The sequence below is a fragment of the Sphingomonas sp. ID0503 genome (genome assembly GCF_048565625.1).
Classification (GTDB): domain Bacteria; phylum Pseudomonadota; class Alphaproteobacteria; order Sphingomonadales; family Sphingomonadaceae; genus JBLZUR01.
Window position 1 is genome coordinate 3,256,735 of record NZ_JBLZUR010000002.1, and the last position, 15,347, is coordinate 3,272,081.

14 protein-coding genes and 1 pseudogene are annotated in these 15,347 nt (G+C 67.5%); 9 read left to right on the forward strand and 6 right to left on the reverse strand.

Annotated features, from left to right (window positions below; all coding sequences use genetic code 11):
- The first annotated feature begins 3 nt into the window (after nucleotides 1-3).
- From otsB to ACM608_RS17015, 3 genes are read left to right on the forward strand one after another with little or no spacing between them, the layout of a single operon-like run.
- Nucleotides 4-747: a trehalose-phosphatase gene (gene otsB / locus ACM608_RS17005; protein WP_419684824.1), complete on the forward strand. Its 744-nt coding sequence runs from the start codon at nucleotides 4-6 to the stop codon at nucleotides 745-747.
- Nucleotides 744-2,528, forward strand: coding sequence for a glycoside hydrolase family 15 protein (locus tag ACM608_RS17010; protein ID WP_419684825.1), 1,785 nt, complete (start codon nucleotides 744-746; stop codon nucleotides 2,526-2,528). The genes otsB and ACM608_RS17010 overlap by 4 nt, the downstream gene beginning before the upstream one ends.
- Entirely contained in the window at nucleotides 2,525-3,934 is a 1,410-nt protein-coding gene (locus ACM608_RS17015; protein WP_419684826.1) for an alpha,alpha-trehalose-phosphate synthase (UDP-forming), read from the forward strand. Before ACM608_RS17010 ends, ACM608_RS17015 begins: the two co-directional genes overlap by 4 nt.
- Nucleotides 3,935-4,018: 84 nt before the next feature.
- Here the strand turns inward: ACM608_RS17015 and ACM608_RS17020 are convergent, their stop codons facing one another.
- Nucleotides 4,019-5,125: a mechanosensitive ion channel family protein gene (locus tag ACM608_RS17020; RefSeq protein ID WP_419684828.1), complete on the reverse strand. Its 1,107-nt coding sequence runs from the start codon at nucleotides 5,123-5,125 to the stop codon at nucleotides 4,019-4,021.
- A gap of 124 nt (nucleotides 5,126-5,249) precedes the next feature.
- Between ACM608_RS17020 and purS the strand changes: the two genes are divergently transcribed.
- The 3 genes from purS to ACM608_RS17035 are packed head-to-tail and all read left to right on the forward strand — an operon-like array spanning nucleotide 5,250 to nucleotide 6,576.
- Nucleotides 5,250-5,486 carry a phosphoribosylformylglycinamidine synthase subunit PurS gene (purS, locus tag ACM608_RS17025; protein WP_419684830.1) on the forward strand — a complete coding sequence of 79 codons (237 nt, stop codon included), beginning with the start codon at nucleotides 5,250-5,252 and terminating at the stop codon, nucleotides 5,484-5,486.
- An 11-nt stretch (nucleotides 5,487-5,497) separates the two neighbouring features.
- Complete coding sequence (gene purQ, locus ACM608_RS17030) at nucleotides 5,498-6,166, forward strand: phosphoribosylformylglycinamidine synthase subunit PurQ (protein WP_419684832.1); 669 nt, start codon at nucleotides 5,498-5,500, stop codon at nucleotides 6,164-6,166.
- Entirely contained in the window at nucleotides 6,163-6,576 is a 414-nt protein-coding gene (locus ACM608_RS17035; RefSeq protein WP_419684834.1) for a GFA family protein, read from the forward strand. The genes purQ and ACM608_RS17035 overlap by 4 nt, the downstream gene beginning before the upstream one ends.
- Before the next feature lie 181 nt (nucleotides 6,577-6,757).
- On the opposite strand, the gene sucC is transcribed toward ACM608_RS17035, so the two are convergent.
- Nucleotides 6,758-7,957, reverse strand: a complete 1,200-nt coding sequence (sucC, locus tag ACM608_RS17040; protein WP_419684837.1) for an ADP-forming succinate--CoA ligase subunit beta — start codon at nucleotides 7,955-7,957, stop codon at nucleotides 6,758-6,760.
- Between the two features lie 110 nt (nucleotides 7,958-8,067).
- Here sucC and ACM608_RS17045 point away from each other — a divergent pair.
- Together ACM608_RS17045 and ACM608_RS17050 are read left to right on the forward strand one after the other, a co-directional pair.
- Nucleotides 8,068-8,562 (forward strand): annotated as a pseudogene (locus ACM608_RS17045) (sterol desaturase family protein); the annotation flags it as partial.
- 839 nt (nucleotides 8,563-9,401) lie between these two features.
- Nucleotides 9,402-9,833 carry a DUF488 family protein gene (locus ACM608_RS17050; RefSeq protein ID WP_419684838.1) on the forward strand — a complete coding sequence of 144 codons (432 nt, stop codon included), beginning with the start codon at nucleotides 9,402-9,404 and terminating at the stop codon, nucleotides 9,831-9,833.
- Nucleotides 9,834-9,845: 12 nt separating this feature from the next.
- Here ACM608_RS17050 and ACM608_RS17055 read toward each other — a convergent pair whose 3' ends face one another.
- The 4 genes from ACM608_RS17055 to crtY form a co-directional block, all read right to left on the reverse strand.
- Entirely contained in the window at nucleotides 9,846-10,778 is a 933-nt protein-coding gene (locus ACM608_RS17055; protein WP_419684840.1) for a phytoene/squalene synthase family protein, read from the reverse strand.
- Entirely contained in the window at nucleotides 10,765-11,346 is a 582-nt protein-coding gene (locus ACM608_RS17060; protein ID WP_419684841.1) for a TIGR00730 family Rossman fold protein, read from the reverse strand. Before ACM608_RS17060 ends, ACM608_RS17055 begins: the two co-directional genes overlap by 14 nt.
- Nucleotides 11,347-11,504: 158 nt before the next feature.
- On the reverse strand, nucleotides 11,505-12,983 hold the full coding sequence (locus tag ACM608_RS17065; protein WP_419684842.1) for a phytoene desaturase: 1,479 nt from the start codon (nucleotides 12,981-12,983) through the stop codon (nucleotides 11,505-11,507).
- Complete coding sequence (gene crtY, locus ACM608_RS17070; RefSeq protein WP_419684843.1) at nucleotides 12,980-14,122, reverse strand: lycopene beta-cyclase CrtY; 1,143 nt, start codon at nucleotides 14,120-14,122, stop codon at nucleotides 12,980-12,982. Before crtY ends, ACM608_RS17065 begins: the two co-directional genes overlap by 4 nt.
- 102 nt (nucleotides 14,123-14,224) lie before the next feature.
- Here crtY and ACM608_RS17075 point away from each other — a divergent pair, with 102 nt between their 5' ends.
- Nucleotides 14,225-15,292 carry a methyl-accepting chemotaxis protein gene (locus ACM608_RS17075; protein WP_419684844.1) on the forward strand — a complete coding sequence of 356 codons (1,068 nt, stop codon included), beginning with the start codon at nucleotides 14,225-14,227 and terminating at the stop codon, nucleotides 15,290-15,292.
- Nucleotides 15,293-15,347: the final 55 nt, after the last annotated feature.

The following is a 15,347-nucleotide window of genomic DNA, read 5'->3' on the forward strand; positions in this document are numbered from 1 at the left end:
TTCATGCAGGATCTGCCGCCGCCGCCCGACGACCTCCTGAACGGCGCGAGCCTGTTCCTCGACTTCGACGGGACGCTCGTCGATCTCGCGCCCCGGCCGGAGGACGTGCGGGTCGATGACGCGCTTCGCCTGCTGGTCGCGCGACTGGGCCGGGCGATGGAGGGGCGGCTGGCGATCGTCAGCGGGCGGGCGATCGAGGCGATCGACCGCCATCTCGGGCCGGAAGGCATCTCGGTGAGCGGAAGCCACGGGCTGGAGCTTCGCGGGGCGGACGGACGTCTGACGGTGCCGGAAAGGCCCGCTGCCCTCGCCGCCCTGACCGAGCGCGCGCGGGCCTTCGGTGCGGCCAATCCCGGCGTGGTGATCGAGGAAAAGCCGTTCGGCCTCGGCTTTCACTACCGGCTCGTACCCGAGGCGGAGGCGGCGTCACATGCTTTGGCGGAGGCGATGGCGGCCGAGGCGGGCCTGCACCTGCAGCCCGGCAAGATGATGATCGAGCTGCGGGTGGCCGGCGGCGACAAGGGCACGGCGCTGGCGACGATGATGAAGGGGGCGGGCATGGCGGGCACGCGACCGGTGTTCATCGGCGACGACCTTACCGACGAACCCGCCTTCGTACAGGCGGAGGCGATGGGCGGCGCGGGAATCCTCGTCGGTCCGGCGCGCGCCACGGGTGCGCGCTACCGGCTGGACGATGTTGCGGCGACGCTCGGCTGGCTCGACGCCTTCGCGCGGGCGGCGGCATGAGCGCGGACCTAGACCTCTGGCCGATCGGCAATTGCCAGGTCAGCGCGCTGATCGACCGGAAGGGCACCTTCATCTGGGGCTGCGTCCCGCGCGTCGATGGCGACCCTTTGTTCTCCGCGCTGCTGGGCGGCGAGGAGCCGGCGGACGGGTACTGGTCGATCGAGCTGGAGGACTCCGCCAGCATTGAGCAGAGCTATTTCCGTAATACGGCGATCCTGGTCTCCCGCCATACCGACAAGGCCGGGAACGCCGTCGAAGTCATCGATTTCTGCCCCCGGTTCCAGCATGACGGGCGCGTCTATCGCCCGACGGCCTTCGCGCGGATCGTGCGGCCGGTGGCGGGGAGCCCGCGCATCCGCGTCCGCCTGCGCCCGACCTGCGGCTGGGGCAACAGCTGCAGCACGCAGGTCGGCGGGTCCAACCATCTTCGCTTCGTCTCCGGCAAGCTGGCGCTGCGGCTGAGCACCACCGCGCCGGTCGGCTATGTCGAGGAGGAGAGCCTCTTCCGGGTCGAGCGGCCGCTGCACTTCTTCCTAGGGCCGGACGAGAGCTTCGTCGGCGACCTCGCCAACACGCTCGACCGGATGCTGAGCGACACGGTGCGCGAGTGGCAGCACTGGGTCCGCGGCCTCGCCATCCTGCCCGAATGGCAGGACGTGGTGATCCGCTCCGCCATCACGCTGAAGCTGTGCCAGCACGAGGAGACGGGCGCGATCGTCGCGGCGCTCACCAGCTCGGTTCCCGAACATGCCAATTCGGAGCGGAACTGGGACTATCGCTACTGCTGGATCCGCGACGCCTATTACACGGTGCAGGCGCTCAACCGGTTGGGCGCGCTCGACGTGCTGGAGGGGTATCTCGGCTATCTCCGCAACATCGTCGACAATGCGCGAGGGGGACATATCCAGCCGCTCTACGGCGTGCTGGGCGAGGCGGTGCTGGAGGAGAAGATCGCCCCCGACCTGCCGGGCTATCGCGGCATGGGGCCGGTGCGCGTCGGCAATCAGGCCTATGAGCAGATCCAGCACGATGCCTATGGCCAGATCGTCTTGTGCAACGTCCACGCCTTCATTGACCAGCGGCTCTACCGCATGGCCGGGATCGAGGACTTCGAGGCGCTGGAGCGGGTCGGTGAGCGGGCGTGGAAGTACCATGACCAGCCGGATGCCGGCCTCTGGGAGCTGCGCACGCGCCAGAGCGTCCACACCTACTCCTCGGCGATGTGCTGGGCGGCATGCGACCGTTTGGCGAAGGGTGCGGAGATGCTGGGCCTGAGCGACAAAGCGAGTTTCTGGGCCGACCGGGCGGAGAAGATCCGGGCGAGCATCCTCGACAATGCCTGGCGGCCCGAAACCAACCGCATGTCGGCGACGTTCAGCGGCGACGACCTCGACGCCAGCCTGATCCAGTTGCTCGACCTGCGCTTCCTCTCGCCCGACGATCCCCGATTCCAGGGGACGCTGACGGCCGTCGAGGAGGGGCTGCGGCGCGGGTCGCACATGCTTCGCTATGCGACGGAGGACGATTTCGGCCTGCCGGAGACGGCGTTCAACGTCTGCACGTTCTGGCTGATCGAGGCGCTGTGGATGACAGGGCGCAAGGATGATGCGCGCGCTCTGTTCGAGGAGGTTCTGACACGGCGCACCGCATCCGGCTTGCTGTCGGAGGATATCGACCCGATTACCGGCGAACTCTGGGGCAATTTCCCGCAAACCTATTCGCTGGTCGGCATGATCAACTGTGCCAGCCTGCTCAGCATTCCGTGGAGCGCCGTCCGGTGAGCCGGCTCATCATCATCTCCAACCGCGTGTCGGCGAGCACGGGATCGCAATCCGGCGCGCAGGGCGGCTTGTCGGTCGCGCTGACGGCGGCATTGCGGGAAAACGGCGGGATCTGGTTCGGCTGGTCGGGCGAGGCGACCGAGCATTTCACCGGCCATATCAACTTCCAGAAGCAGGATGGCGTGACGACCGCCACGGTCGACCTGGAAGAGCAGGATATCGAGGAATATTACAACGGCTACGCCAATCGCACGCTATGGCCGCTGTTCCATTATCGCATCGACCTCGCCGAATATGAGCGCGGCTTTGCAGGCGGGTATCAGCGGGTCAACGAGCGGTTCGCGGATACGGTCTACCCGCTGATCGACTCGGACGATCTGGTCTGGGTGCAGGACTACCACCTTCTCCCGCTCGGGCAGGAGTTGCGGAAGCGCGGGCTGAACAACCGCCTCGGTTTCTTCCTCCACACGCCCTGGCCGCCGCGCCGCCTGCTCTCGACCCTTCCCGAGGCTGAGGAGCTGGTGGCGACGATGTTCGCCTATGACGTGATCGGATTCCACACCGAGGAGTGGCGCGACAGCTTCTACAACTTCGTCGTGGACGAGATGGGCGCGCGGGCGGATGGCGACGACCTGATCCTCGGCGACCACGTGGTGAAGGCGATCGTCTGTCCGATCGGCATCGACGCCAAGGAGTTCACGGCCCTGGCGTCCAGCCCCCGCGCGCGGCTGACCTATCGCCAGATGCGCGACAGCGCGGTCGGGCGCGACATGATCGTCGGGGTCGACCGGCTCGATTATTCCAAGGGGCTGGAGGAGCGCTTCCTCGGCTACGAACGCTTCCTGCGGGAGCATCCCGAGGAGCGGAAGGAGATCTTCCTTCTCCAGATTGCGCCTCCCTCGCGCGGGGAAGTCGGAAGCTACCAGAAGATCAGAACCGCGCTGGAGGGCCTCGCCGGGCGGATCAACGGGGCCTATGCCGATCTCGACTGGGTGCCGATCCGCTACGTCAACCAGGGCTATGCGCGGATCGAGCTGGCGGGCGTGTACCGTGCGGCGAAGATCGGGCTGGTGACGCCGCTTCGCGACGGCATGAACCTCGTCGCCAAGGAGTATATCGCCGCGCAGGACCCGGAGGATCCGGGCGTGCTGATCCTGTCACGCTTTGCCGGGGCCGCCGCGCAGCTGACCGAGGCGGTGCAGGTGAACCCCTATTCCGCCGAGGAGATGTCCGACGCGATCATGGTCGCGCTGCGCATGCCGCGCGAGGAGCGGGTGAGGCGCTGGCGGTCGATGATGGACAATATCGAGGCCGAGGATGTGATGTGGTGGATGCGCAGTTTCACCGACGTCCTGCGCGCCGCGCCAGTTGCGGCGAATGATCGAGTGGAGGCGGTGGCTTCGTGATGATCCTCCCCTGGGAGGGGAGGGGGACCAGCCGCAGGCTGGTGGAGGGGTAGTCTCCACGCACGAACCGCTCGCTTGTTGCGACTACCCCTCCACCGCCTTCGGCGGTCCCCCTCCCCCTCCGGGGGAGGATGCGTTGAAGATCTCCTGACGCCGCCTCGGCAGGGCCTCGGGCATTTCCTCGCGGATGAAGGCGAAGACGCCCTCGCGAATGTCGCAGCGCAGGTCGAAGGCGGTGCCGGCGTCCTTGGCGGTCATCAGCCCGCGCACCTCGATCGTCTCCGGCTTGCTGTCGGTCACCTGCACGTTCCAGAAGCGGCCGTCCCAACGCGGGTTGGCCTGGATCAGCTCGCCCGCCTTCTCCCGGATGCGGGCGATGTCGGCGGCGGGATCGAGGTGCCAGAAGACCGAGCCCATCAGCTGGCTGGTCTCCCGCGTCCAGTTCTGGAAGCTCTCCTCCAGGAACTTGGAGACGGGGACGACGAGGCGGCGGTCGTCCCAGATGCGGACGACCACATAGGTCAGGCGGATCTCCTCGATCCGGCCCCATTCCGCGTCGATGATCACCACGTCGTCGATGCGGATCGGTTCGGTGAACGCCATCTGCAGGCCAGCGATCAGGTTCTTGAGCGCGGGCTGCGCGGCGGCGCCGACCGCGAGTGCCGCCAGACCGGCAGAGGCGGCGAGGGTGACGCCGATGGTGCGGATGGCAGGGACGCTCATCAGCATCAGGCAGAAGGTCAGCATCATCACAACGAACAGCGCGATGCGATGCAGGATCGCGGCGCGCGTCCGCCGCCTTCGCGCGCGCAGATTGTCAGCGACGCTGATATCGGCGCGGACCTGGATGGTGTCGTTGGTCGCGCTGAGCACGGCGACGATCAGCCAGCCGAACAGTGCCGGCACGGTCAGCCCCGCGAGCAGCCGCCAGATATTCTCCCAGCGGTTCGGCAGGTCGAGGCCGGGCTGCACCACGGTGAGCGCGATCGCGACGAGCAGCCAGCGGGTCGGGCGGCGGAGGCGCTGAACGAAGATGTCGTCGGTCTGTGTCGCCGTCCGCGCCGCCGCGCGCTTTGCGATGAAGAAGAAGATGCGGTGGGCGATCAGCACGATCGCGACCGCCGCTGCTACGGCGATCAGGCCCTGTGCCCAGCCGGGCAGATCGTCGACGGCGTTGCTGATGTCGGTCATTCGAGTCCTTCGAAGCGGGCCGGCTCCGGGATGAACGGCGCGGGCCGCCGCCCGTTCCCGCCTTGCCCAGGCGGCTCGCCTGACGCATAGGGCGGGCCATCCACGATTTGACCCCGAGGCTGCCATGAAGACCCGCGTCTACGTCACCTTGAAGGGCGGCGTGCTCGACCCGCAGGGCCGGGCCATCCACCAGGCGCTCGACGGATTGGGCTTCACCGGCGTCAACGACGTGCGCGCGGGCAAGATGATCGAGCTGGACCTCGCAGAGGGCGTGACTGAGGGGCAGGTCGAGGAGATGTGCCGCAAGCTGCTGGCCAATACCGTCATCGAGAATTTCCGCATCGAGCATCCGGCGAAGTAGGAGGCAGCGCCATGAAGTCCGCCGTCATCGTCTTCCCGGGTTCGAACTGCGACCGCGATCTCGCCACCGCGATCGAGGCGGTGACGGGCCGCGCGCCGGAGATGGTGTGGCACAAGGAGACAGAGCTGGACCGTGACGTCGGGTTCATCGGCGTGCCGGGCGGTTTCTCCTATGGCGACTATCTCCGTTCGGGCGCGATGGCGGCGCGGTCGCCGGTGATGCGCGCGGTGGCGGAGGCGGCGGCACGCGGCGTACCGGTGCTGGGCGTGTGCAACGGGTTTCAGGTGCTGACCGAGGCGGGGCTGCTGCCCGGCGCCCTGATGCGGAACGCCGGCCTCAACTTCGTCTGCCGCGACGTCGCGCTGACCGTCGAGAACAGCCAGTCGATGTTCACCAGCCGCTATGACGCGGGCGAGGCCATCACCATTCCGGTCGCGCATCACGACGGCAACTACACCGCCGATCCGGAGACGCTGGACCGGATCGAGGGCGAGGGGCGGGTTGCGTTCCGCTATGCCGAGAAGGTCAACGGCTCCGCGCGCGACATCGCCGGTATCCTCAACGACGCGGGCAATGTGCTGGGCATGATGCCGCATCCCGAACGGATGATCGAGGCGGCGCATGGCCGCAGCGATGGCCGGCGGCTGTTCGAAGGGCTGCTGGAAACGGTCGGCGCGTGATCACCGGCGGCTGCCTCTGCAAGGCGGTCCGCTACGCGGTGGACGTGGACGCACCCTTGGCGGTCAGGACCTGCTGGTGCCGGCTCTGCCAGTATCTCGGCGGCGGCACGGCGACGGTGAACGTGTGCTTTCCGGCCGACAAGGTGACGCTCACCGGCGACCTTTCTTACCACGGCGCCGTGGCGGATAGCGGGAACGAGATGCGGCGCGGCTTCTGCCCGGCCTGCGGCACGCCGGTGACCAGCGAGGCGCTGGCCCGCCCGCATCTGATGTTCTTCCGGGCGGGAACGCTGGACGATCCGTCGATCGCCGCGCCGGAGGCGACGATCTGGACAAGCGAGAAGCCGGCCTGGGGCTTGGTCAGCGACGCGATCCCAAGCTATCCGGCGCAGATCCCGCCGGTGGCGTAGGACGATCCTCGATCCGTTCGTGCTGAGTGAAGTCGAAGCACGGGGTCAAAGCCGATCGCGTCTTACCCGTCCTTCGACTTCGCTCAGGACGAACGGGTGATGAGGTGACTTTACAACGCAGCTACGCTGCTTGTGCCTTGAGGTAGTAAGAGCGCCCGCCTGATGGCGGGCGCCCCCTAGATCACGCCGCCTTGCTGACCTCGGCAACGATCTTCTTCGCCGCGTCGCCCAGGTCGTTGGCGGCGATGATCGGCAGGCCGGAGCCGGCGAGGATGTCCTTGCCTTCCTGCACGTTGGTGCCCTCCAGGCGGACGACCAGCGGAACCTGCAGGTTCACTTCCTTCGCCGCGGCGATGATGCCCTCTGCAATGATGTCGCAGCGCATGATGCCGCCGAAGATGTTGACGAGGATGCCCTCGACCGCCGGGTCGGAGAGGATCAGCTTGAACGCCGCCGTCACCTTCTCCTTCGAAGCGCCGCCGCCGACGTCCAGGAAGTTGGCCGGGAACGCGCCGTTCAGCTTGATGATGTCCATCGTCGCCATGGCGAGGCCCGCACCGTTGACGAGGCAGCCGATCGTGCCGTCCAGCTTGATATAAGCGAGGTCGTACTTCGACGCCTCGACCTCGGCCGGATCCTCCTCGGTCTCGTCGCGGAGCGCGAAGACATCCTTGTGGCGATAGAGGGCGTTCGAATCGAAGGAGACCTTGGCGTCGAGGACGAGGAGCTTGTCGTTCACCGTCTGCACCAGCGGGTTGATCTCCAGCATCGACATGTCGGTGGCGACGAAGGCGTTGTAGAGCTGCTCGGCGGTCTTCGCGGCCTGCTTGCCAAGGTCGCCGGTCAGCTTCAGCGCGGCGGCGACGGCGCGGCCGTGATGCGGCATGAAGCCCTCGGCCGGATCGACCGAGAAGGTCTCGATCTTCTCGGGCGTGTCATGGGCAACCGCCTCGATGTCCATGCCGCCCTCGGTCGACACGACGAAGGCGATGCGGCTGGTGGCGCGATCGACCAGGATCGAGAGGTAGTATTCCTTGGCGATGTCAGCGCCGTCGGTGATGTACAGGCGGTTGACCTGCTTGCCGGCCTCACCCGTCTGGATCGTGACGAGCGTGTTGCCGAGCATGTCGGTGGCGTTGGCGCGAACCTCATCCAGGGTCTTGGATAGGCGGACGCCGCCCTTGGCATCGGGGCCGAGTTCCTTGAACTTGCCCTTGCCGCGGCCGCCGGCGTGGATCTGCGACTTCACGACGTAGAGCGGCCCGGGGAGCTTGCCGGCGGCCTCGACCGCCTCGTCCACGGTCATCGCGGCATAGCCGGCGGGGATCGCGACGCCGAACTTCGCGAGCAGTTCCTTGGCCTGATATTCGTGGATGTTCATGGGTAGAGGTTCCCCGAGGCTGCGAAAGAGTTGCGTGGGGCTAAAGCACAGGCGCGCGGCGATTGCCAGTGCGGCTCGCATGTGCAGCAAGGGAGGGCTATATGCCGGCGATGCCCTGGTACGCTGGCCTTGCCCTGTTCCTTGCGACCGTCCTGTTCATGGAGGGATTCGCCTATGTCATGCACCGCTGGGTGATGCATGGGCCGGGCTGGTTCCTGCATGCCAGCCATCATCGGGCGCGTAAGGGCCATTGGGAACTGAACGACCTCTATGCGGTGATCTTCGCGATCCCCTCGATCGTCATGCTGCTGGGCGGAGTGCAACTCGGCTGGTGGCCGGGCTGGGCCTGGATCGGGGCAGGAATCGCGGCTTATGGGGCGATCTATTTCGGCTTCCACGACTGGCTGGTCCACAACCGCCTGCCCCACCGCATCGTGCCGCGATCGGCCTATCTGAAGCGGATCGTGCAGGCGCACCGCTTGCATCATGCGGTAGAGACGAAGGGCGGTACGGTGAGCTTCGGGTTCCTGTGGGCGCCGAAGGCCTCCTTGCTCAAGCGGCGGCTGGGGGTGCTCCGCGACGCCCAAGCGGGCCGGGCGGCGCCCGCTCCGGAACCTGTTGCCGAGCCCCTCGCTGCAGCCGGAAGGGAGGACCTGGTAGCGGCCGCACCGGACGTGCTCGTTCGGGCGGTGCCGGACCCGCGGATTGCTGAGCGCCGCGCGAGCATTCGCGAACGGCTGGCCGGGATGGAAGGCGTTCCGTCGATCGATTGGTTCGTCAACGGCGATGCGGTGCAAAGCGAAGAGCGATGGCGCGCGGGCAACCCCCAGGGCATGGTCCTGATCAGCAGCGAAGCCTCGATATCAAGCAAGGTCAGGATCATCGTCCGCGGGACCAACGCCTTGCTGGCGATCGCACCCGGCGTGCGGATCGATCGCGGCCGGATCTACATCGGCGGCGACAATTGTACCGTTCTGATCGGCCCCCAGGTCGTGCTGGAGGACGTGTTCCTCGCTGCGGACGACTGTAACAGCCTGATGGTCTTTGGAAGCGGGGCGAGTTGGCGGCACGGCTTCGGTCTTGCGAGGGAGGGGCGGAGCTTGCTGATCGGCGACGACTGCATGTTCGCCAAGCAGGTGGAGCTGCGCACATCCGATTCCCACGGGATCTTCGACCGGCAAAACGGCGAACGCATCAACCAGGGGCAGGATGTTACCATCGGGCCCCATGTCTGGCTCGGCCAAGGCGCGCGGGTTGCAAAGGGGAGCTACATCGCGGCAGGCAGCATCGTCGGGCAGGGCAGCCTCGTGCTCGGGCGGCTCGAAGAGGAAAACGCGGTTTACGTCGGCCGTCCGGCGCGGCTTCAGCGATCGGGCATAGTCTGGTCGCGCAGCTTCGATGCAGGCGATATCCCAACCGCCTTTCGCTGACGGCGGCTTTCAAGGTGCGTATCTTCACCATTGGCTATGAAGCCGCCACGCAGAACGAACTGATCGCCGCTTTGCAGGGAGCGGGCGTGACCCTGCTGGCGGACATCCGGGCTGTGCCGTTGTCGCGGCGACCGGGTTTCTCCAAGAACATCCTTGCCAACGGACTGCGGGAGGCGGGCATCGGCTATGTCGGGCTGAAGGCGCTCGGCACGCCGCCGGAAGGCCGCGAAGCGGCGCGGAAGGGCGATCAGGCCACGCTCGAACGGGTCTATGCGGCGCAACTGGATACGGCGGAAGCGGCGCTGCAGGCGGCGCAGCTCCGCGACATGGCGGCGGAGCAGCCGACTGCGCTGCTCTGTTTCGAGCGGGAGCCTGGCGGATGCCACCGTTCGCTGCTGGTGAAGGCCGCGCTGCCCGAGGCTGAGGTCGTGGACTTGTACCCGTAAGCCGATCGGCGGTCAGCGCGGGCGGGTCCACAATCCCGACGGCCGCGCCTTCCCGCTCGGCGGGCGCAGCGCCTCTCCCGCCGCCTTGGCGATCCAGCCGAGCTTGGCGGCCTTGCTGGTGACGACGCGGGTGTCCCAGGCGCGTTCGCCGCGTGCGGCGACCTCGCGGGCGATGCCGCCGTAGATGCCGGCAGCCGCGAGCACTGCCCAGGCGGAGCGGTAGGGGAGGCGCGTGGCGCCGATGCGGGCGCTGGACTCGAAGGCTTCCGCGCGTGTGGCGAGGCGCTTGGCGAGGACGGCGAGGCGCTTGCGGTAGAAGGGCTTCATGTGCTCGCCGGGCGGCATGTCCATCTCGACCAGCCAGTCGACCGGCAGATAGCAGCGGCCGGCGACGTCGTCCTCGCCGATGTCGCGGGCGATGTTGGCGAGCTGGAAGGCGAGGCCGAGGTCGCAGGCGCGGTCGAGCGTGTCCTCGTCCTCAGGCGAAACACCCATCACCACCGCCATCATGCAGCCGACGCTGCCCGCGACATGGTAGCAATAGCGGTAGAGATCGTCCTCGGAGCGCGGGCGCCAGTCGGCGGCGTCGAGGGCGAAACCCTCCACCAGATCGAGGGCGAAGCGGTGCGGCATCTCGGTCTCCGCCGCGACGACGCCGAGGGCGTCGAAGGCGGGATCGCCGGTCCGCTCGCCGGCGAGGGCGCGTTCGGTAAGGTCGCGGATCTCGGCCAGCCGTGCCGCCGGGTCCTCGACCGTCTCATGGCCGTGGCCGGCGACCTGTCCGTCGGCGAGATCGTCGCAGCGGCGGCACCAGGCGTAGAGCAGCCAGGCCCGCTCGCGCACGCCGGGGTCGAAGAGTTTCGAGGCGGCGGCGAAGGACTTGGACCCGACCGCTATGCTGTCCCGCGCAAAAGCGACGAGGGCGGCGCGGTCAGCGTTCCCCATCGTCGATCCACTTGTCGAGGACCGGCGGGACATAGTCGGCGAGCTTGTCGAGCAGAGGGCCGACCTCGCTTTCGACCTGCAGCAGATCGCGGTGCTCGATCTTCAGGAAACCCTGGCGGACGACATGGTCGAGGAAGCGGAGCAGGGGATCGTAGAAGCCGGCGACGTTGAGGAGACCGACCGGCTTGGCATGGTCGCCGAGCTGCGCCCAGGTCCAGATCTCGAACAGCTCCTCCAGCGTGCCGATGCCGCCGGGGATGGCGATGAAGCCATCGGCGCGATCGGCCATGATCGCCTTGCGCTCATGCATCGAGCCGGTGAGGATCAGCTCGGTGAGGCCGCGATGCTCGACCTCAAGCGCCGCCAGCGAGTCGGGGATAACGCCGGTGACACGGCCGCCCTTGGCGAGGGCCGCATCGGCGACCACGCCCATCAGGCCGACCGATCCGCCGCCGTAGACGAGGGTGATGTCGCGTACCGCCAGCGCCGCGCCGAGGCGCTCGGCGGCGGCGCGGTAGGCAGGGTCGAAGCCGGGGGAGGACCCGCAGAAGACACAGATGGAGCGCACCGCCTACATCCTCCCCAGCAAAGCTGGGGAGGGGGACCAGCGAAGCTGGTGGAGGGGCCGCCGTTGCAAAGGGCGGTTGCACCGCCGCCCCTCCACCACTCGCTTCGCGAGCGGTCCCCCTCCCCGAGCAAGCTCAGGGAGGATGAAGAGGCTCTCCCTCACCGCAGATCCTCGATCATCAGCCTCGCCGTTGCCTTGGCCGAGCCGACGACGCCCGGAATGCCCGCGCCTGGATGAGTGCCGGCCCCGACGAAATAGAGGTTCCCGATCTCCGGATCGCGGTTGTGGACCCGGAAATAGGCGCTTTGGGTGAGCAGCGGCTCCAGGCTGAAAGCGGAGCCGAGATGGGCGTTGAGATCGGCCGAGAAGTCGTTCGGCGCATAGTGGAAGCGGGTGACGATGCGGTCCCGCAGGCCGGGGACGACGCGGCGCTCCACCTCCTCAAGGATGCGGTCGGCATAGGCGGGGCCGACCACGCCCCAGTCGATCGGCAGCTTGCCTTGATGCGGGACGGGCGCGAGCGCGTAGAAGGTGGAATGCCCCTCCGGCGCCATGCTCTCGTCGGTGGCCGTCGGGTGGTGGAGGTAGAGCGAGAAGTCGGCGGGCAGCACGCCGTGATCGTAGATGTCGTCCAACAGCCCGCGATAGCGCGGCCCGAACAGGATCATGTGGTGCGGCACGCCCGGCCAGCGCCCCCTGATCCCGAAATGGACGACGAAGAGCGAGGGCGAGAAGCGCTTCTTCTCCAGGCCGCGCGCCATGCGGCTGGCGTGGGTGGAATGGCGGATCAGGTCGCGGTAGCTGTGGACCACGTCGGCATTGCTGGCGATCGCGTCGAAATCGCCGGTCCAGCCGCTGGCGGTTGTGACTGAGGTTACCCGGTCACCCAGCGCATCGATGGCCGTCACCGCGTCGTTCAGCCGGATGGTGCCGCCGATCCGCTCGAAATGTCCCGCCATGCCGGCGATCAGCCGGTTGGTGCCGCCCTTAGCGAACCAGACGCCGCCATCACGTTCCAGCTTGTGGATCAGCGCGTAGATCGAACTGGTCGTCATCGGATTGCCGCCGACGAGCAGGGTGTGGAAGCTCAGCGCCTCGCGCAGCTTCTCGTTCTTCACGAAGCTGGCGACGATCGAATAGACCGATCGCCAGGCCTGGTACTTGGCCAGCGCCGGCCCCGCCTTCACCATCGCTGCGAAGTCGAGGAAGGCGACGTGCCCGAGCTTCTCGTATCCCTCCCGGAACACGCCGGCGGAATAGTCGAGGAACCGCTTGTAGCCGGCGATGTCCTCCGGGTTCAGGCGGGCGATCTCCGCCTGCAGCGCGGGATCGTCGTTGGTGTAGTCGAAGTTGGTCCCGTCCGGCCAGTTGAGGCGGTAGAAGGGGGTGATCGGCACGAGATCGACATCGCGCGCCATCTCATGCCCGGTCAGCGACCAGAGTTCGCGCAGACAAGCGGGATCGGTGATGACGGTGGGGCCGGCGTCGAAGGTGAAGCCGTCCTTCTCCCAATAGTAAGCCCGCCCACCCGGCTTGTCGCGCGACTCCAAGATGGTGGTCTGGATGCCCGCTGCCTGCAGGCGGATGGCCAGCGCGAGGCCGCCGAAGCCGGCACCAATGACCGCCGCCGTCTTCACGAGCGGATCGCCCGGATCGCGGCGTCGATCGGCACGGGCGGCTTGCCGGCCAGAATGCGAACCTTGTCGAGGGGACCCGAGCGCGCGGCGTAGAAGCGTTCGATCAGGCCGGGGGAGAGGGTGTAGAAGCGTTCGAGCACGCGGTAGCGATCCTTCGGTTCGGCGGCGCGGAACAGCATCCGGCTCAACATGCGATAGAAGCCGCGTTCGCGCCAGCGGGCGGCGGCATAGGTGCGGGTCACCTCGTGCAGCGAGCGGCCGTCGAGATGGACGAGGCGGACGATCAGGCTGGCGAGGCGGACGGCGTCGGGCAGCGAATAGCCGGTGACGGGGTGGAAGAGGCCGGCGCGCATCCCGGCCTTTGCGACGCCGTCATGGCCCCAGAGACGGTCGAAATCGCCACCCATCGCGACGGGCAGGGATCCGGCCTCCTCGCTCTCGACGGCGGCCACCGTCCATCCGCGCGCCTCGGCATAGCCGGCGATGCGTGAGGCGATGGTGGCGCGATCGAGATCGGGGCCGTCGCTATAATAGGTGTCCTCGACGAAGATGCGGTCGGGGGCGAGGGGGAGGAGATAGATGAAGCGGTAGCCGTCCTCCTGCGCCACCGTCGCGTCCATCAACACGGGCCGTTCGAGGGCGTGGGGTGCGGCGAGGCGCAGTTCCTGACCCACAAACTTCTGCCAGCCGAGATCGAGGGCAGAAAGGTCGCCCGCGCCCCGCGCGTCAATCACTCCACCCGCATCGATGACTACGCCGCTTTGCAGGGTGACGGCGTTCGACGTCATCTCCGTAGCGGCGTCGGTGACGATCGTACCGGGCGGAAGCAGGCGGGGCAGCCGATCGGCGAGGTCGTGCGAGCGGATCGAGTTGTAGCTGCTCTTCAGCTGGCGCCGGTGGCCGGGGAAGGCGACATCGTACCCCTTCCAGCGATGACCGATGAACGGGGCCACAATCCAGCGGTCGCCATGCGCCACGTCGCTGTCGAAGAAGGACCAGAGATGGTTGCCGCCGATCGGCCCCGGCTCGATCAGGCGGATCGACAGGTCGCGGCGGCGATGGGCGAGCGCATGGGCGATCAGCGCCCCCGACAACCCCCCGCCGACGATCGCCAGATCGCATCGCTTGTTCAACGCCATGGGTGGCGGGTAGCCGCTCCGGCACCGACAATCCACCGTGCTTATCAGCTCCTTAAGCTATCGGCCTCATTCCAGAGGTGAAACGTATTGGAGTTTGTGAAGATGGGTTCGGCATTGCCGATCGGGGGCGGTGGGGAGGCACCGTGGCGCGAGAGCGACGGTGCCCAGGCGCTGATCGAGTTTGCGTTGGATGGAACGATCGCCTGGGCGAATGCGGCCCTGCTCGGACTGGTGGAATATCGCCTCGACGAGATCATCGGGCGGCATCACCGGCTGTTCTGCACCCCCGACGACGCAATGTCCGCCGAGTACCGGGCGTTTTGGGAGCGGCTCGGGTGCGGTGAGTTCGAGCTGGGGGAGTATCGCTGGCTGACCAGGAGCGGGCGCGAGATCTGGCTGCAGGCGACCTCCGCGCCGATCTTCGGGCCGAACGGCGCGCCAATCCGCGTGCTGAAGATGGCCCGCGATATCACCGCCGATAAGTCGGTGCGCGCCGAGGTGGCGGGCAAGGTGCGCGCCATCGACCGGTCGCAGGCGGTGATCGAGTTCGATCTCGGCGGCCGCATTCTGGACGCCAACAGCAATTTCCTCGCCATCTTCGGCTATGGGCGCGGCGAGCTGATCGGGCAGCATCATCGCGTCCTGTGCAGCACCGAATTGGCGGCAAGCGATGGGTATCAAGGGTTCTGGGCGAAGCTGGCCGGGGGCGAGTTCGACAGCGGGCGCTACATGCGCCGGGCGCGCGACGGGCGGGACGTGTGGATCCAGGCGACCTACAATCCCATCTTCGACGCGCAGGGCCGGCTGCAGAAAATCGTCAAGTTCGCCAGCGACGTGAGCGGGCAGGTCCGGCTGGAGCAGGAGGTGCAGGCGCGGCTGGATGAAGGTGAGGCGTTTCAGGAAGAGCTGGAGGCGCAGCGCCGCGAGCTGGAGCAGACGCTGGGCCAGCTGTCCGACATCGTGGCGGCGATCGGGTCGATCGCGTCGCAGACCAACCTCCTCGCGCTCAACGCCACGATCGAGGCGGCGCGTGCGGGTGAGGCAGGGCGCGGCTTTGCGGTGGTGGCGAGCGAAGTGAAGAAGCTCGCCTCCGACACCCGCATCGCCACCGACCGGGCGGCGGCGATGGTGCGCGATCGTTCGCGGGCCGTTTCGCGCCAAGCGGCTTGATCGGGGCGGCGGGCGCTCCTACTCCATGCACGAAGCCTGCCAGTCGGCGGTAAGG